This window comes from Amycolatopsis sp. NPDC004378, from assembly GCF_053602455.1.
The window spans coordinates 357,314-375,008 of the sequence record NZ_JBSGDR010000002.1 but is presented as its reverse complement, the minus strand read 5'-3'; the positions used below and the strand labels follow the sequence as shown (position 1 = coordinate 375,008).

The window sequence follows — 17,695 nt, the reverse complement described above, 5'->3', positions numbered from 1 at the left end:
TGGTGGGCCGTCCGTACCAAACTTACTGCTCCGGCGGCGCCGTCGTTTCGTCACCCGTGGCGGGTGCTTCCGCGGCGTCGCCTTCGGCGTCACCATTGGCGACGTCCGAGGGCTCGTCCGCGTTGCGTGCGACGGCGAGAAGAGTGGTGCCCTCGCCGAGATTCATCAGCCGGACCCCCTTCGTCTGCCGTCCTGCCTTGCGGACGTCGCCCGCCGGCGTGCGGATCACGCCGCCGCTCGAGGTGATCGCGTACAGCTCGTCCTCGGCGTCGACGATGAGCGCACCCACCAGCCTGCCACGTTTCCGGTCGTGCTGGATGGTGAGCACGCCCTTGCCGCCGCGGCCCTGGACCGGGTAGTCCTCGATCGGCGTGCGCTTGGAGTACCCGCCGTCGGTCGCGACCAGCAGGAACTTGCCCTCCTTGACCACGCTGATGCCGAGCAGCTCGTCGCCGTCGTTGAAGCGCATGCCCATCACGCCGGACGTCGGGCGGCCCATCGGGCGCAGGGCCTCGTCGGTCGCGTGGAAGCGGATCGACTGGCCCTCGGCCGACACGAGCAGCAGGTCGTCCTCGGCGCCGGCCAGCACCGCGCCGACCAGCTCGTCGCCCTCGCGCAGGTTGATCGCGATCAGGCCGCCGGAGCGGTTCGAGTCGAAGTCGGTCAGCTTGGTCTTCTTGACCAGGCCGCGCTTGGTGGCGAGCACCAGGTACGGCGCCACCTCGTAGTTCTTGATCTGGATGACCTGGGCGATCTGCTCGTCCGGCTGGAACGCCATGAGGTTCGCCACGTGCTGGCCGCGCGCGTTGCGGTTGGCCTCGGGCAGCTCGTACGCCTTGGTCCGGTAGACGCGGCCCTTGTTCGTGAAGAACAGGATCCAGTCGTGCGTCGAGCAGACGAAGAAGTGCTGGACGATGTCGTCCTGCTTCAGCGTCGCGCCCTGCACGCCCTTGCCGCCGCGCTTCTGCGAGCGGTACAGATCGGTTTTCGTTCGCTTGGCGTACCCCGTGCGGGTGATGGTGACGACGACGTCCTCGACCGCGATGAGTTCCTCGTCGGTGACGTCGCCGCCGAAGCCGACGATCTGCGTGCGCCGGTCGTCGCCGTACTTGTCGACGATCGCCATCAGCTCGTCGCGGATCAGCGCGCGCTGCCGCTCCGGCTTGTCGAGGATGTCCTTGAGGTCGGCGATCTCGAGCTCGATCTCGGCCAGCTGGTCGATGATCCGCTGGCGCTCCAGGGCGGCCAGGCGGCGCAGCTGCATGTCGAGGATCGCGGTGGCCTGGATCTCGTCGACGTCCAGCAGCTCCATCAGGGCCGGCCGGGCCTCGTCCGCGGACGGCGACCGCCGGATGAGGGCGATGACCTCGTCGAGCATGTCCAGCGCCTTGACGTACCCACGCAGGATGTGGGCCCGTTCTTCGGCCTTCTTCAGGCGGAACTTGGTCCGCCGGACGATGACCTCGACCTGGTGCTTCACGTAGTGCCGGATGATCTGGTCGAGCCGCAGCGTGCGCGGCACGCCGTCGACCAGGGCCAGCATGTTGACGCCGAAGTTCTGCTGCAGCTGGGTGTGCTTGAACAGGTTGTTCAGCACGACCTTCGCGACGGCGTCCCGCTTGATCGTGACGACGATCCGCATGCCGGAGCGGCTGTTGGACTCGTCGGCGATGTCGGCGATGCCGGTGAGCTTGCCGTCGCGGACCAGGTTCGCGATGTTCTCGACCAGGTTGTCCGGGTTGACCTGGTACGGGAGCTCCGACACGACCAGGATCGTGCGGCCCTTCGCGTCCTCTTCGACCTCGACGACCGCGCGCATCCGGATCGAGCCGCGGCCGGTGCGGTAGGCGTCCTCGATACCGGACGTGCCGAGGATCATCGCCTTCGTCGGGAAGTCCGGGCCCTTGATCCGGACCAGCAGCGCGGCCAGCAGCTCGTCGTCGGTCGCCTCGGGGTTCTCCAGCGCCCAGACGACGCCCTCGGACACCTCGCGCAGGTTGTGCGGCGGGATGTTGGTCGCCATCCCGACCGCGATCCCGGACCCGCCGTTGACCAGCAGGTTCGGGAACCGCGACGGCAGGACGTCGGGCTCCTGGGTGCGGCCGTCGTAGTTGTCGGAGAAGTCGACGGTGTCTTCTTCGATGTCGGCCAGCATCTGCATGGCCAGCGGCGCGAGCCGGGACTCCGTGTACCGCATGGCGGCCGCGGGGTCGTTGCCCGACGAGCCGAAGTTGCCCTGCCCGTCGATCAGCGGGTACCGCAGCGACCACGGCTGGGCGAGCCGGACCAGCGCGTCGTAGATCGCCGAGTCGCCGTGCGGGTGGTAGTTGCCCATGACGTCGCCGACGACGCGCGAGCACTTGTTGTACCCGCGGTCCGGCCGGAAGCCGGAGTCGAACATCGAGTACAGGATCCGGCGCGCGACCGGCTTGAGGCCGTCACGCACGTCCGGCAGCGCCCGCGACACGATCACGCTCATCGCGTAGTCGATGTAGGAGCGCTGCATCTCCTGCTGGATGTCGACCGGTTCGATCCGGTCGTTCTCCGGAGCCGGCGGCAGGGTTTCCGTCATGAAGTCCTTCTCGAGTGCGGAGTCCTAGCGGGACAAGGGGCGGGGACGCTCACACGTCCAGGAAGCGCACGTCCTTCGCGTTGCGCGTGATGAACGAGCGGCGCGCCTCGACGTCCTCGCCCATCAGGACCGAGAACAGCTCGTCGGCCTGGGCGGCGTCGTCCATCGTGACCCGGCCGAGCAGCCGGTTCGCCGGGTCCATCGTGGTCTCCCACAGCTCTTCGGCGTTCATCTCGCCGAGACCCTTGTAGCGCTGGATCGCGTCGTCCTTCGGCAGCTTCTTGCCGGCCTCCACGCCCGCCTGGATGACGGCGTCGCGTTCGCGGTCGGAGTAGGCGTACTCCGGCTCCATCCGCGGCCACTTGATCTTGTACAGCGGCGGCCGCGACAGGAAGACGTGGCCGTGCTCGATCAGCGGGGTCATGAACCGGAACAGCAGCGTGAGCAGCAGCGTCGTGATGTGCTGGCCGTCGACGTCGGCGTCGGCCATCAGCACGATCTTGTGGTAGCGCAGCTTCGCGAGGTCGAACTCGTCGTGGATGCCGGTGCCGAGCGCGGTGATCAGCGACTGGACCTCGGTGTTCTTGAGGACGCGGTCGATGCGGGCCTTCTCGACGTTGATGATCTTGCCGCGGATCGGCAGGATCGCCTGGTACATCGAGTCGCGGCCTTCCTTGGCCGAACCGCCGGCCGAGTCGCCCTCCACGATGTAGAGCTCGCACTCCGCCGGGTTGGTCGAGCGGCAGTCCTTGAGCTTGCCGGGCAGGCCGCCGATCTCCAGCGCGCCCTTGCGGCGGACCAGGTCGCGCGCCTTGCGGGCGGCCATCCGGGCCTGCGCCGAGGAGATCGACTTGTTGATGATCGTCTTCGCCTCGGTGGGGTTGCGCTCGAACCAGTCGCCCAGCCACTCGTTCGACGTCTGCTGCACGAACGTCTTGGCCTCGCTGTTGCCCAGCTTGGTCTTGGTCTGGCCCTCGAACTGCGGCTCGGCCAGCTTGATCGAGACGATCGCCGCGAGTCCCTCGCGCACGTCGTCACCGGTCAGGTTGGCGTCCTTCTCCTTGAGCAGCTTCTTGTCGCGCGCGTACGCGTTGACGACGCGGGTCAGCGCGGCGCGGAAGCCCTCTTCGTGGGTGCCGCCTTCGTGGGTGTTGATCGTGTTGGCGAACGTGTACACCGACGGCGTGAACCCGGTGTTCCACTGCATCGCGACCTCGACCTCGAGGCCGGTGCCCTTGGCGTCGAAGGAGATCACGCTGGGGTGGATCGGCTCCTTGCTGCCGTTGATGTGCTTGACGAAGTCCTCGAGCCCGCCCGGGTAGCAGTAGGTCTTCTCCTTGACCCGCGCGACCTTGCCCTCGGCGTCCTCTTCGGTCTCCTCGTCGGCGACGCGCTCGTCACGCAGGGACAGCGTCAGCCCCTTGTTGAGGAACGCCATCTCCTGCAGCCGGCGCGAGATGGTCTCGAAGTTGTACGTCGTGGTCTCGAAGATGTCGCCGTCGGCCCAGAACGTGATCGTGGTGCCGGTCGAGTCGGCGGGGCCGAGGTCCTCGAGCGGGCCCGGCACCTGGTCGGTGTACTCCTGCCGCCAGCTGCGGCCGCCGTACTTGACCTCGGCGAGCAGCTTCTTCGACAGCGCGTTCACCACGGAGACGCCGACGCCGTGCAGGCCGCCGGACACCGCGTAGGAGTCGCTGTCGAACTTGCCGCCCGCGTGGAGCACGGTGAGCACGACCTCGAGGGTCGGCTTCTGCTCCTTGGGGTGCATGTCGACCGGGATGCCGCGGCCGTCGTCGACGACGCGCACCCCGCCGTCGGCGAGGAGGGTAACCTCGACCTTGGTGGCGTACCCGGCCATCGCCTCGTCGACGGAGTTGTCGACGACCTCCTGGACGAGGTGGTGCAGGCCGCGCTCTCCGGTGGAACCGATGTACATGCCGGGGCGCTTGCGGACCGCTTCGAGGCCTTCGAGCACCGTGATCGAAGCCGCGTTGTACTCGCTCTTGTTCTCGGTCACAGGTGTTGTTTCTCCTCGTCTCGCCCGAGCGGACACTCGCTCCTCTCCAGTGTACTTGGCCACGTCCGCTGACATGCGGCAAGGACACCCCTGAACGCGTCACAGACGGACGAAATCGGTCCGAGCCGAGTCTTGACGTAACCCGGGACGTCTGAATGCGTTCTCGGGGCATTCAACCGAGCATCGCGCAACCCGGTTCAGCCGTACGTGTCACGCGGGCCGCGACCCGGCACGTGGCGGGGCCCTTTCCGCCAGCTCGGGGCGGTCGGCCCCTGGATCCGCATCCGCTTGACGACGCCGTTCCCGACGCCCGCGGCGATCTTGTGCAGCAGCTTCCCCTGCAGCAGCCGCAGCTGGGTGGCCCACGCCGTGGAGCTGGCGCGGACGGTCAGCTCGCCGTCCTTGAGGGCGACCGGCTGGGCGTGTTCGGCGACGTCTTCGCCGACCAGCCGCGCCCACTGGGCGAAGACGCGGGCGCTCGTGACGCTCTCGTTCCAGCCGCGGTCGCTGACCAGCCGGGAGACGAGCCGGCCGAGCGGCTGCGGGTCGCGCGGGTCCGCGCCCGGTCCCGACCAGCGCCGACGCCGGGGGTTCTGCCCGCCGCCGGTCGCGGGACGGCGCCGGCCGGGCGACGTGCCGCGTTCCTTCGCCTTGGCTTTCGCGGCTTCGAGCGCGGCGTGGGCGAGGTCCCGGCCCGTCGTGGGCCCGTTCGGAGCAGCGCCGTTCTCACTCTGCGTACTCGAAGTGCCGTTCTCGGGTGGGTTAACCCTCGCGTGGGGGGCGTCAAGCCGCTGTTCCGGGGTTTTGGTCACGCCGGGCGATAACGCGGGCACGGGTTTATCCACACTGTCCACAGGTTTGTCCCCAGATCGGTGGGCAACTCCTGTGTCAGCGGTCACACCGGGTGCAGGAGTCGATCTTGCCGAGCCCGGTTTGCGCTGTTCAGCCACGCGAAATCTCACCATCCGCCACCACGAACCGGCACCCGGCCAGCTCTTCGGGCACGTCTTCGTCGACCGCGGCGGTCACCAGCACCTGTTCGGCGCTCGCGGCCACCTCGGCCAGCCGGGCCCGGCGCTTGCGGTCCAGCTCGGCGAACACGTCGTCGAGCAGCAGCACCGGCTCACCCGCCTCCGCGCGCAGCAGCTCGTAGCTGCCGAGCCGGAGTGCGAGCGCGAACGACCACGACTCGCCGTGACTCGCGTACCCCTTGGCCGGCGCCTGGCCCAGGATCAGCTCCAGCTCGTCCCGGTGCGGGCCGACCAGGCTGATCCCGCGCTCCAGCTCCGCCTTCCTGGCCTCGCCGAGCGCCTTCAGTAGGACGTCCTTGAGAACGTCGGGTTGCGCCCGCTCGCCGTCCGGTACGCCGTACGTCTCCGGCAGCGCCGCACCCAGCGAAGACCGGTAGGAGATCTTCGCCGGACGTGAGTCCGGCGCGACCCCCATGTACGCCGAAGCGGCGTACGGCCCGAGGTCGGCGACGAGGTTCAGGCGCGCGGCCAGCAGCTCCGCACCCGCCACCGCGAGGTGGTCGTCCCAGACTTCGAGCGTCGAGAGCGCGTACGGGTCTTCACGCCCGGTACGCCGCTTCCCGGCCGTCTTGAGCAGCGCGTTTCGCTGCTTCAGCACCTTCTCGTAGTCGGCCCGGACCCCCGCGTACCGCGGCGCGCGCAGCACCAGCAGCTCGTCGAGGAACCGGCGTCGCTCGCCCGGGTCACCTCGCACGAGCGCCAGGTCCTCCGGCGAGAACAGCACCGTGCGCAGGATCCCGAGCACGTCGCGCGGCCGCCCGACCGCGCCGCGGTTGACGCGGGCGCGGTTCGCGCGGCCGTTGGTGATCTCGAGCTCGACCGTCAGTTCGCGGTCGTCGTTGACCACCGCGACCCGCACCAGCGCGCGCTCGCAGCCGTGCCGGATCAGCGGCGCGTCCGTCGCGACGCGGTGCGAGCCCAGCGTCGCGACGTACCCGATCGCCTCCAGCAGGTTGGTCTTGCCGCGACCGTTCTGGCCGACCAGCACGGTCGGCCCCGGTTCCAGCGCGAGATCGGCCTGCGGCCAGGAGCGGAAGTCGGTGACCTGCAGGTGACGCAGATACACCAGCTGCTCCTTACCCGCCGACCTTCTTCACGGCGTGCCCGCCGAACTGGTTGCGCAGCGCCGCGACCGCGCGCATCGCGGACGAGTGCTCCTGCCGCGAGGCGAACCGCGCGAACAGCGCGGCCGAGATGACCGGCGCCGGCACCGCGTTGTTGATCGCCTCTTCGAGCGTCCACCGGCCTTCGCCCGAGTCCTCGACGTAGCCCTCGAGGTCGTCCAGCTCCGGGTCCTCGTCGAGCGCGCGCACGAGCAGGTCCAGCAGCCACGACCGGACGACCGTGCCGCGCTGCCAGCCCTTGATCACCGCGGGCACGTCCTTGACGACCTTCGCGGCCTCGAGGAGTTCGAAGCCCTCCGCGAACGCCTGCATCATGCCGTACTCGATGCCGTTGTGGATCATCTTCGCGTAGTGGCCCGCGCCGACGTCGCCCGCGTGCGAGAAGCCTTCCTCACGCGGGCCTTCCGGGCGCAGGGCGTCGAAGATCGGCATCGCCCGCTCGACGTCGGCGGCCGCGCCGCCGACCATCAGGCCGTAGCCATTGTCCTTGCCCCACACGCCACCGGACACGCCGCAGTCGACGTACCCGATGTTCTTCGCGGCGAGCAGGTCGGCGTTCAGCTTGTCGTCGGTGTACTTCGAGTTGCCGCCGTCGATCACCATGTCGCCGTCGGAAAGCAGGTTCCCGAGCTCGGTGACGGTCTGCCGGGTCGGCTCGCCGGCCGGGACCATGATCCAGACGATCCGCGGGCCGTCCAGTTTGGACACCAGGTCTTCGAGCGACGTCGTGTCGGTGACGTCCGGGTTGCGGTCGTAGCCGACCACCTCGTGACCGGCCGCGCGCAGCCGCTCACGCATGTTGAAGCCCATCTTGCCCAGGCCGATGAGACCGAGCTGAACCATGAGATCCCCTTACGTACTAACGGAAAGCGGGTCAGCCCGGCAGGCGGACCGGCATCAGGAGGTAGAGGTAGCCGGGGACGACGTTGCCCTCGGGGTCGGCGGGCTTGATCAGCGCGGGCCGGTTCGGCGTGGTGAAGGTCAGCTCCGCCCGGTCGCTGTGGAGCGCGCCGAGACCGTCGACGAGGTAACCCGGGTTGAACGCGATGGTCACCGGCTCACCTTCGTACTCGACCTGGAGCTCTTCTTCGGCGCTTCCCTCGTCGTCGCCGCCCGCGGACAACCGCAGCGTGTTGTCCCCGAACTCCAGTCGTACCTGAGTCCCCCGCTCCGCCACCAGCGAAACGCGCTTGATGCTCTCGGTGAGAGCGGACACGTCGATGACCGCGCGTGAGGTGTGCGACGCGGGCAGCAACTGGCGGTACGGCGGGAACTCCGCGTCGAGCAGGCGGGTCGTCGTGTAGCGGCCGGACCCGGACAGGCCGAGCAGGCCCTCGCCGCTGGCGAGCGCGAGCCGGATCGTGGCGCCGCTCGCGCCGAGCGTCTTGGCCGCTTCGGCGAGGGTGCGCGCCGGGACGAGCACCGCGGCGTCGGCCAGGCCCTCGGCCGGCTGCCAGGTGAACTCGCGCATGGCGAGCCGGAACCGGTCGGTCGCGACGAGGGTCAGCGAGCTGCCGGAGATCTCCAGCCGCATGCCGGTGAGCATCGGGAGCGTGTCGTCCTTGCCCGCGGCGACGACGACCTGGGTGACGGCCTGGCCGAACGCGTCGCCGGCGAGCTCGCCCGCGAAGGCGGGCTGGGACGGCAGCTGCGGGTAGTCCTCGACCGGCATGGTCGGCAGGGAGAACCGCGCGCTGCCGCACGTGATGGTGGCGCGCGCGCCGTCGACCGAGATCTCGACCGGCTGCGCGGGCAGCGCCTTGGTGATGTCGGCGAGCAGGCGCCCGGACACCAGGAGGCGGCCGCCGTCGGCGATCGTCGCCGGGACGCCGACCGTGGCGGAGACTTCGTAGTCGAAGCCCGAGACGGTCAGCGCGTCGGTTTCGCCGTCGGAACCGGCGTCGAGGAGGACACCGCCCAGAACCGGCACCGGAGGCCGGGAGGGGAGGCTTCTGGCCACCCACGCGACGGCGTCGGCGAGCCCGTCACGCTCGACGCGGATCTTCATGCGCGCATCCTTTCGACGACCGAACCGCTGTCGGCTCGGGCCAGGCCTCGTTCTCGCGGGACAGTGACCGGCTGCCCCCTCCGGCCGGTCCGCCCTCCGCCTTGAGCGGCCGGAGCGCGGACCAGGTGCAGGCGTCCACGTTAGGCCGTCGCGGGCCCCGCCGTCACCTCGGCCTCCCCTTCGGTTTGTCGACATGCCGACACGTTCTCGCGGCCATCCCCAACTTCGTCCATCGCCTGTTTTTGTTTTGTTCTCTCTTAGAAGAGATCTAAAGGCAGTAGCAGTAGTAAGCGTTGTGGATTGTGTGGATCGAGCTCGTTCCCGCAGGTCGGCGTGCTCGCGGGCGTGTGGAGAACCGTGGTGGCGGACCTGTGGGCAAACCGGGCCGTCCGTGGATGGTTTCGGCCATCCCCGGATTCGTCCACAGCCGGGGCCGGTTGTCCCCACGGTTGTCCCCAGGTGTGGGGCGATCTGTACCCAGGCTCTGGGGGTGCGCGGAGCGGTCCGAATCGCCCTTCCGAGTGACCGGCACCCGCTGTGCACACAATGTGGGCAACCTGTGGAAGCCGCGTGGACAAGGGTGTGGATGGCCTGTGGAATCCCTGTGGGCGATATGTGGACGGATCCGGCGTCGTGCCTGATGGGAGATCCGTTGGCACTGTGGGCAATCCGCCCACACCATGGGGAAACTTGCTTGTGTATCAATGGTTTTGGTGTTCCGCGTGCCGGACACTCCAAAAACGACTTCGGGGCGTCCACTGTGTGTGGACGCCCCGAAGTCGTTGGGAGGTAAGGGATGTGCTATTGGCGGGCGCGCTGCTTGATGCGCGACGTCAGCTCCTGCACCTGGTCGTAGATGCGCCGACGCTCGGCCATCTCCTTGCGGATCTTCTTGTCCGCGTGCATGACCGTCGTGTGGTCGCGGCCGCCGAACGTCTGCCCGATCTTCGGCAGCGACATGTCGGTCAGCTCGCGGCAGAGGTACATCGCGATCTGGCGGGCCGTGGCGAGCGCCTTCGTCTTGCCGGGGCCGCACAGGTCGTCGAGCGTCACGTCGAAGAACTCGGCCGTGACGCCCATGATGGTCGGCGCGGTGATCTCCGGCGCGTGCGAGTCCGGGATCAGGTCCCGCAGGACGATCTCCGCGAGCCCGACGTCGACCGGCTGCTGGTTCAGCGACGCGAACGCCGTGACGCGGATGAGCGCGCCTTCGAGCTCCCGGATGTTCGCCTCGACGCGCGAAGCGATGAACTCCAGGACCTCACCGGGCACCGCGAGCCGGTCCTGCGCGGCCTTCTTCCGGAGGATCGCGATGCGCGTCTCCAGTTCGGGCGGCTGGATGTCGGTGATGAGGCCCCACTCGAACCGCGTCCGCAGCCGGTCTTCCAGCGTCTCGAGGCGCTTCGGCGGGCGGTCGGAGCTGACGACGATCTGCTTGTTCGCGTTGTGGAGGGTGTTGAAGGTGTGGAAGAACTCTTCCTGCGTACCTTCTTTGCCTTCCAGGAACTGGATGTCGTCGACGAGCAGGATGTCGATGTCGCGGTAGCGCCGCTGGAACGCGACCTTGCGGTCGTCGCGCAGCGAGTTGATGAAGTCGTTCGTGAACTCTTCGGTCGAGACGTACCGGACGCGCATGCCGGGGAAGAGCCGCTGCGCGTAGTGGCCGACCGCGTGCAGCAGGTGCGTCTTGCCGAGCCCGGACTCGCCCCAGATGAAGAGGGGGTTGTACGCGCGGGCCGGCGCTTCGGCGACGGCGACCGCGGCCGCGTGCGCGAAGCGGTTGGACGCGCCGATGACGAAGGTGTCGAAGGTGTACTTCTCGTTCAGCTTCGTCTTCGACGTCTGCGGCTGCGCCGGCGCGGTGTAGGGCTGCCCGGCGATCGGCTGCCCCGAGAACGTCGGCCAGATCTCGTGGACGGCGGCGAGCGCCTCGCCTTCTTCGTCCACTTCTTCGTCGGTGTCGTCGCCGTCGTCCGCCTTCGCCGCGACGGAGGGGTGCGGCGGCATCGGCGGCGCGGGCTCGGGACGCGGGGGCGGCATCATCGGCGCGCCGTTGCCGGGCAGCGGCGGAGCGGGCTCGGGGCCCGCGCCGTTTTCCACCCGGCCGGGTGACGGGACGTAGCGCGCGGCGGGCGCCGGCGCGACGGCCTCGGCGCTGTCGACCTTCACCGCGAGCGAGATGGCGCGGCCGAGCCGCCGGGAAAGCGCGTCGGTGATCGCGCCCCGCAGGCCGCGTTCGATCGCTTCCTTCGCGAAGTCACTGGGGGCCGCCAGGAGGGCGGTGCCGTCGAGCAGGCCGATCGGGCGGGTCACGCGCATCCAGGCGCGCTGCTGGGGGGACAGGGTCCCGTCGGACAGTTCGCGTACCACCTGTTCCCAGATGACACCCAGATTGTGCTGGTGCTCCGACACCTGTCTGGCTCCCCTCCCCTCGTCGGCGTGGACGGCCGAACGCCCCTGGTCACACGGTCCGGCGCCGATCCGCGGACCCGCGTGCGCACCGGCACAGCGAATATCCACATAGTTGTCCACAGCTGTGCACTAATGTACGGCGACCCGCGGCGACGCCACCTGCGGGCTCGTCGTACGCCGGTGGGCACTCCACCACCCGGATACTCGTGCACCTCGACCGGTGACCCGAGAGAGGCACGCTAACAAGCCCCGCCCGCTGCCACAAGGCATCCTGGGTCGCAAGCATTTCACGGTGTACGGCGTGTTGCCATTCGGTGCCCCGGCGTCGATGATCTCGGCCCCGGCGGCCGGTCGCGGACCGTGGCCGAGGGGGTGCTTACCGGGCGCCGGACGGGGGTGCGTACCCTCGTAAGGTCTCCCGTATGCGACGGGTGCTATTCGCGTGCCCACGTTGTCGTCGCTCGTCGTGACGAGGCCACACGTTGGTAGGAGACACCAGAGACTGCCGTGCGCCCGCACGACACGCCAGGCGGGGGAAGAGATTCCACCGCCCGACGCGAGACACAGGAGAAGCAGTGAGCAAGGGTAAGCGCACCTTCCAGCCGAACAACCGCCGCCGCGCGAAGACGCACGGTTTCCGCCTGCGCATGCGGACGCGTGCCGGCCGGGCCATCCTGGCGGGCCGCCGTCGCAAGGGCCGCGCCGCGCTGTCCGCCTGATCCGGCACGTCGGGGCGCGCCGTGCTGCCGGCTGCCGCACGTCTGCGGCGGAGTGAGGATTTCCGCGTGGTTCTCCGTCGCGGGTCCAGGGCAGGCAGGCGCCACCTCGTCGTCCACGCGCTGACCACGGACCCGTCCGGGGCCGCCGATCCACCATCGGCGGCCAGGGCGGGTTTTGTGGTGAGCAAGGCCGTCGGCAACTCGGTGGTCCGCCACCGCGTCACCCGCCGGCTGCGTCACCTCGTTTCGGCCCGGCTCGGAACCCTGCCGCCGGGCAGTGCGTTGGTAGTGAGGGCATTGCCGCCGTCCGCGACCGCGTCCAGCGCCGAGCTCGGAGCCGATCTCGACGCCTCGCTGCGTCGGCTGGGTCTTTCACCGTCGCGCCGTCCGGCCGGGGATGCCCCCCGCCCGGCGCGTCCCGCCGACGCGGCCCCCGACCACGGATCAGCGGTGTGACCGGCATGCGAGCCACCCCCGAGCACGACCACTCCGAACACGACGTCGAGCCCGCGCCCCCGCGGCCGGGCCCCGTCGCCTGGGTCCTGCTGCTCCCCATCAAGCTCTACCGCAAGGCGATCTCGCCCTTCCTCCCGCCGGCTTGCCGGTTCTACCCGAGCTGCAGCGCGTACGCAGTCGAAGCCCTCACCCGGCACGGTGCCGGCCGCGGCTCCTACCTCGCGCTGCGCCGGCTGTTGCGCTGCGGCCCGTGGACACCGCCCGGCCGTGACCCCGTGCCCGAGGAGTTCTCGTGGCGCCACCGACGACCTGAAACACCGATCGAGGAGTAGCAGCAGTGCTCGATTTCATCTACTACCCCGTGTCCTTCATCCTCTGGTGTTGGCACAAGGTCTTCGGGTTCGTCTTCGGCGAGGCCACGGCCGTCTCCTGGATCCTCGGCATCATCTTCCTGACGTTCACCGTCCGCGGCATCATGTTCAAGCCGTTCGTGAACCAGGTCCGGTCGATGAAGAAGATGCAGGACTTCGCGCCGGAGATGAAGAAGCTCCAGAAGAAGTACGCGAACGACCGGCAGCGCCAGGCGCAGGAGATGCAGAAGCTCCAGCGCGAACACGGCGTGAACCCGCTCGGCAGCTGCCTTCCGATGCTGCTTCAGATCCCGGTGTTCATCGGCCTGAACCACGTCCTCCGCGCGTTCACCATGCCGCCGCCCGGCGGCGGGCCGAAGACCGAGAACTACTTCTTCAACCAGCACGACGTCCACTCGTACGTCAGCGCGAAGCTCTTCGGCGTCAACCTCGGTGAGGCCGTCTACAACGGCGTCGGCGTGGTCAGCGGCGGCGCGACCAACGTCGGCTTCCACTGGAGCGTCCTCCCGGTCGCGCTGCCCCTCATGATCGTCGCGTCGATCGCCACGCACCTCACCGCGCGGCACTCGGTGGCCCGGCAGAACGCGGCGTCGGCCACCCCGCAGACCGCGATCATGAACAAGCTGACGATGTACGTCTTCCCGCTCGGTGTGCTCGTCTTCGGTGCCCTGTTCCCGCTCGGCCTCCTCTTCTACTGGCTGGCGAACAACGGCTGGACCCTGATGCAGCAGCGCCTCGTCTACACGAAGATCGACAAGGAAGAGGCGGCCCGCAAGGCGGAGGCCGCGGAGAAGCGCGCGTCGCTCGGCCCGAAGCCGGGGCAGAAGCCGACCGCGCCGAAGGTCGGCCAGAAGCCGGTCCAGCAGAAGAAGAACCAGCCCGCGCAGAGCGGCGCGCAGAAGAAGGTCACCAAGGCGGGCTCGGCCCACGGCTTCGCCCAGACGGCTTCTGCGAGCGATTCCCCGAAGGCGGACACGACGCCGGCCGACACGAACGGCCAGAACGGCTCGAAGGACAACGGCACGGGCGTGCCGGGCCTTCTCAAAGACTCGACCAGGAAGTCGGGCCGGAAGCGCCGCTGAGGCGCGACCGGTTCGGAGAGGAGACGAATGATGTCGGAGACGATCGACACGATCGACGCCGATAAGGACGACGTGACCCCGGAGCCGGCCGCCGACGAGGCGGGCGAGGCCGGTGAGCAGAAGGCCGGAGGTGGCGACGACATCCTCGTGCAGGAGGGTGACATCGCGGGCGACTACCTCGAGCGCCTGCTGGACCTGCTCGACTACGACGGTGACATCGACCTGGACGTCGAAGCCGGCCGCGCGATCGTGAGCATCGACGGCGGCGAAGACCTCGAGAAGCTCGTCGGCCCCCGCGGCACGGTGCTCGAGGCGCTGCAGGAGCTGACCCGCCTGGCGGTCCAGCAGGAGACGGGTTCGCGGAGCCGCCTGATGCTGGACATCGCGGGCTGGCGCGCGGACCGCCGCGAGGAGCTGCGCGAGCTCGGCCGCTCGACGGCGGAGTCGGTCCTGCAGAGCGGCGAGCGCGTCCGCCTGCAGCCGATGAGCCCGTTCGAGCGCAAGGTGGTCCACGACGCGGTGGCGACGGTCGCCGGCGTCACGAGCGAGAGCGAGGGCGAGGACCCGAAGCGCCGCGTGGTCATCTTCCCGGAGTCCTGAACCCCGGTTCGGCGAGCGGCCCCACTTGACTCGGTCAGGTGGGGCCGCTTTCTTGTGTGCAGGCGATCCCCCGAGCCGAGCTCGGCGATCGTGCGCCGGTCGTGCCTCGGCGCCATCGGGTGCGTGCGGTTGTACGCCCGTGCCTTCCGTGGACGGGCGATGCCCGCCCAATCACGCGTGATGTTCTCCGATCACAGGGGACGGCCCCTCCACGCGCGCCTGACGCTTGGACGCGTCTGTTCGGGACGCGCGCGCGATGGTGGCGACCGAGCCGACGGCTCCGCTCCCGGTCTGCGAATGGGTAGCGGGGCGCCGCACTCGGACGAATTACAGGCGTGATGTTTCACGTGGAACTGAGCCACCCGACGCCGCGCGACGAGCCGTGTTTCACGTGGAACCGCCGCCGGGTGAGTGGAGTTGTCCACATCTGCGGTCTGTCGGCTCGTTTTCGTCTCGACTTCAGGGACAATCGAGCGAGCGCCGTTTCACGTGAAACGCGCGGATGAGGAGTAGACGGAGTGAGCTTGGAGCGAGCCGCGGAGTCGGTGCGGGCCGCGGCGGGGCGGGTGTTCGGTGAGCGCGTGGACCAAGCCGCCGGGTATGTCGAACTCCTCGAGCGTCACGGGGTCGAGCGTGGGCTGATCGGGCCGCGGGAGGTCGAGCGGCTGTGGGAGCGGCACGTACTCAACTCGGCCGTCATCGGCGAGCAGATGCCCGAAGGCGCGAAAGTCGTCGACGTCGGGTCGGGCGCGGGGCTTCCGGGAGTACCGCTCGCGATCGCGCGACCGGACCTCAGTATCGTCTTGCTTGAACCGATGGCTCGCCGGGTGGACTGGCTGGCCGAGGTGGCCGAGAAGCTGGAACTCCCCATCACCATCGTCCGTGGACGCGCGGAGGAGCGGCCTGTGCGTGAGCAGCTCGGTGGCGCGGACATCGTCACCGCTCGCGCGGTCGCCCCGCTCGCCCGGCTCGCGGACTGGTGCCTGCCGCTCGTTCGTCCCGATGGTTTCCTGGTCGCTCTGAAGGGCGCCAGCGCGGCGGACGAGATCGAGCGGGACGGTGCCGCCATCCGGAAGGCCGGCGGGGCCGCTCCTCTGATCGTCGAATGCGGTGCCGCCGTACTAGAGGTCCCCAGCACGGTCGTGAAGATCCGTCGCCTGCCGACGGCAGCCAAGCCGAAGGCGCGGAGCAGGAAGCGTTAACGGGCCGCGATGTTCCACGTGAAACGACGCGACTCGACCACTGACCAGACGTCTACATGGAGGAGGTGTCGAGACCGGTGAATCCCCCGCCGTCCGACTCCACGGAGACCACCCCCGACGTGGGCTGGACCCCGATCGCCGAAGAAGCCGCCCGCGCCGCTCGCCTGCTGCACCCGAAGGAGGGGGAACTCCCCCGCCCCGGCCGTCGCCGCGTGCTGACCGTCGCCAACCAGAAGGGCGGCGTCGGCAAGACCACCAGCACGGTCAACCTCGCCGCCGCGCTCGCCGTCCACGGGCTCAAGACGCTCGTCGTCGACCTCGACCCACAGGGCAACGCGAGCACCGCGCTCGACGTCGACCACCGATCCGGGACCCCCTCGATCTACGAGGTGCTCATCGGCGAGGTGACGCTCGCGGACGCGGCGCAGCCGACCGAGCAGTCCCCGAACCTCTTCTGCGTGCCCGCGACGATCGACCTCGCCGGTGCCGAGATCGAGCTCGTCTCGATGGCGTCCCGCGAGTCACGGCTCAAGGAGGCCATCTCCTCGGAGATCCTCAACGAGATCGGCGTCGACTACGTCTTCATCGACTGCCCGCCGTCGCTCGGCCTCCTCACCGTCAACGCGATGGTCGCCGCGCAGGAGGTGCTCATCCCGATCCAGTGCGAGTACTACGCGCTCGAGGGACTCGGGCAGCTGCTGAGCAACATCGAGCTCGTGCAGCAGCACCTCAACCGCGAGCTCCGCGTTTCGACGATCCTCCTCACCATGTACGACGGCCGGACCAAGCTGGCGGACCAGGTGACGAACGAGGTCCGGAACCACTTCGGCGACACCGTCCTGAAGACCGTCATCCCGCGCAGTGTGAAGGTGTCCGAGGCACCCGGGTACGGCCAGACCGTGCTCGCCTACGACCCCGGCTCGCGCGGCGCGATGAGCTACGTGGACGCGGCCAAGGAGATCGCCGAGCGCGGCGCACAGATGGAGAGGGGCAGTTCGACATGACCGAGCGCAGAGGAGGACTGGGGCGCGGCCTCGCCGCCCTGATCCCGACCGGGCCGGCGACCGGCGGTCCCCTGCCCGCGCCCGGTGACGCCTCGGCGGCGGAGAAGAAGGCGGCCGAAGAGAAGGGCTGGTTCGCGGCGAACGGCGCGGCCGGCCAGCGTCCCGAGGTCAGCGGCGAGGTCGCCGGCGCGGTCTACCGCGAGATCCCGGTCAGCTCCATCAAGCCCAACCCGAAGCAGCCGCGGCAGGTTTTCGACGAGGACGCGCTCGCCGAACTCGAGCACTCGATCCGCGAGTTCGGGCTCATGCAGCCCATCGTGGTTCGCGAGCTCGGGAACGACGAGTACGAGCTCGTCATGGGCGAGCGCCGCCTGCGGGCGTCGCAGCAGGCGGAGCTCGAGGCGATCCCGGCGATCGTCCGGCAGACCGCCGACGAGTCGATGCTGCGCGACGCGCTCCTGGAGAACATCCACCGCGTCCAGCTGAACCCGCTCGAAGAGGCGGCGGCGTACCAGCAGCTGCTCGACGAATTCGCGGTCACGCACGAGGAGCTGGCGAGCCGGATCGGCCGCAGCCGCCCGGTCATCACCAACACGATCCGGCTCCTCAAGCTCCCCCTGCCGGTGCAGCGCCGGGTGGCCGCGGGCGTCCTGTCCGCCGGCCACGCCCGCGCGCTGCTCTCGCTGGAGGACGCCGACAGCCAGGAAGAGCTCGCCGCCCGCATCATCGCGGAAGGCATGTCGGTCCGGGCGACCGAGGAAGCCGTCACGCTCAAGAAGAGCGAGAAGCCGGCCAAGCCGAAGCCCGCGCCGCGCAAGCCGATCCAGGCGCCGGGGTTGCAGGACCTCGCGAACCGGCTTTCGGACCGGTTCGACACCCGGGTGAAGGTCGACCTCGGCCGCCGCAAGGGCCGGATCGTGTTCGAGTTCGGCTCGGTGGACGACCTCGAGCGGATCGTCGCGATGATCGACGAAAACGAGACGAATCAGACACCGAAAACCGATTAGGGATCACCCCGGGGTGTTTCGTCACGGTGATGATTGCTCGACGCAGTCGCGGTGACCACAACTGGTGATCACACGAAAGGCCGCCACGGA

At 69.2% G+C, this 17,695-nt stretch carries 15 protein-coding genes; 8 read left to right on the top strand and 7 right to left on the bottom strand.

Features of this window, described 5'->3' with window-relative positions:
* Positions 1-22: 22 nt before the first annotated feature.
* The 7 genes from gyrA to dnaA form a co-directional block, all read right to left on the bottom strand.
* Positions 23-2,572, bottom strand: coding sequence for a DNA gyrase subunit A (gyrA, locus tag ACWEN0_RS09405; protein WP_451970808.1), 2,550 nt, complete (start codon positions 2,570-2,572; stop codon positions 23-25).
* Positions 2,573-2,621: 49 nt separating this feature from the next.
* Entirely contained in the window at positions 2,622-4,589 is a 1,968-nt protein-coding gene (gene gyrB / locus ACWEN0_RS09400) for a DNA topoisomerase (ATP-hydrolyzing) subunit B (protein ID WP_451970807.1), read from the bottom strand.
* Between the two features lie 197 nt (positions 4,590-4,786).
* Positions 4,787-5,401 (bottom strand): DciA family protein, encoded by a 615-nt coding sequence (locus ACWEN0_RS09395; RefSeq protein ID WP_451970805.1) that lies wholly within the window; start codon positions 5,399-5,401, stop codon positions 4,787-4,789.
* A gap of 130 nt (positions 5,402-5,531) precedes the next feature.
* On the bottom strand, positions 5,532-6,686 hold the full coding sequence (gene recF / locus ACWEN0_RS09390; RefSeq protein WP_451970802.1) for a DNA replication/repair protein RecF: 1,155 nt from the start codon (positions 6,684-6,686) through the stop codon (positions 5,532-5,534).
* 10 nt (positions 6,687-6,696) lie between these two features.
* Positions 6,697-7,587 carry a phosphogluconate dehydrogenase (NAD(+)-dependent, decarboxylating) gene (gene gnd, locus ACWEN0_RS09385; RefSeq protein ID WP_451970799.1) on the bottom strand — a complete coding sequence of 297 codons (891 nt, stop codon included), beginning with the start codon at positions 7,585-7,587 and terminating at the stop codon, positions 6,697-6,699.
* Positions 7,588-7,618: 31 nt separating this feature from the next.
* Positions 7,619-8,752, bottom strand: a complete 1,134-nt coding sequence (dnaN, locus tag ACWEN0_RS09380) for a DNA polymerase III subunit beta (protein ID WP_451970796.1) — start codon at positions 8,750-8,752, stop codon at positions 7,619-7,621.
* Between the two features lie 801 nt (positions 8,753-9,553).
* Positions 9,554-11,164, bottom strand: coding sequence for a chromosomal replication initiator protein DnaA (gene dnaA / locus ACWEN0_RS09375; RefSeq protein ID WP_451970794.1), 1,611 nt, complete (start codon positions 11,162-11,164; stop codon positions 9,554-9,556).
* A 575-nt stretch (positions 11,165-11,739) separates the two neighbouring features.
* Between dnaA and rpmH the strand changes: the two genes are divergently transcribed.
* The 8 genes from rpmH to ACWEN0_RS09335 all read left to right on the top strand — a co-directional run bounded on the left by rpmH (position 11,740) and on the right by ACWEN0_RS09335 (position 17,605).
* Positions 11,740-11,883, top strand: a complete 144-nt coding sequence (rpmH, locus tag ACWEN0_RS09370) for a 50S ribosomal protein L34 (protein WP_003082934.1) — start codon at positions 11,740-11,742, stop codon at positions 11,881-11,883.
* Between the two features lie 21 nt (positions 11,884-11,904).
* The gene (gene rnpA, locus ACWEN0_RS09365; protein WP_451970791.1) at positions 11,905-12,339 is read left to right on the top strand and encodes a ribonuclease P protein component; all 435 of its coding nucleotides are present in this window, start codon (positions 11,905-11,907) and stop codon (positions 12,337-12,339) included.
* 5 nt (positions 12,340-12,344) lie between these two features.
* The gene (yidD, locus tag ACWEN0_RS09360; protein ID WP_451970789.1) at positions 12,345-12,671 is read left to right on the top strand and encodes a membrane protein insertion efficiency factor YidD; all 327 of its coding nucleotides are present in this window, start codon (positions 12,345-12,347) and stop codon (positions 12,669-12,671) included.
* A gap of 5 nt (positions 12,672-12,676) precedes the next feature.
* Positions 12,677-13,792 carry a membrane protein insertase YidC gene (yidC, locus tag ACWEN0_RS09355; protein ID WP_451970787.1) on the top strand — a complete coding sequence of 372 codons (1,116 nt, stop codon included), beginning with the start codon at positions 12,677-12,679 and terminating at the stop codon, positions 13,790-13,792.
* A gap of 30 nt (positions 13,793-13,822) precedes the next feature.
* Complete coding sequence (locus ACWEN0_RS09350) at positions 13,823-14,392, top strand: Jag family protein (RefSeq protein WP_451970784.1); 570 nt, start codon at positions 13,823-13,825, stop codon at positions 14,390-14,392.
* 518 nt (positions 14,393-14,910) lie between these two features.
* Positions 14,911-15,594, top strand: a complete 684-nt coding sequence (gene rsmG / locus ACWEN0_RS09345) for a 16S rRNA (guanine(527)-N(7))-methyltransferase RsmG (RefSeq protein ID WP_451970781.1) — start codon at positions 14,911-14,913, stop codon at positions 15,592-15,594.
* A gap of 77 nt (positions 15,595-15,671) precedes the next feature.
* Complete coding sequence (locus ACWEN0_RS09340) at positions 15,672-16,598, top strand: ParA family protein (RefSeq protein ID WP_451970779.1); 927 nt, start codon at positions 15,672-15,674, stop codon at positions 16,596-16,598.
* The gene (locus tag ACWEN0_RS09335; RefSeq protein ID WP_451970776.1) at positions 16,595-17,605 is read left to right on the top strand and encodes a ParB/RepB/Spo0J family partition protein; all 1,011 of its coding nucleotides are present in this window, start codon (positions 16,595-16,597) and stop codon (positions 17,603-17,605) included. Before ACWEN0_RS09340 ends, ACWEN0_RS09335 begins: the two co-directional genes overlap by 4 nt.
* Positions 17,606-17,695: the final 90 nt, after the last annotated feature.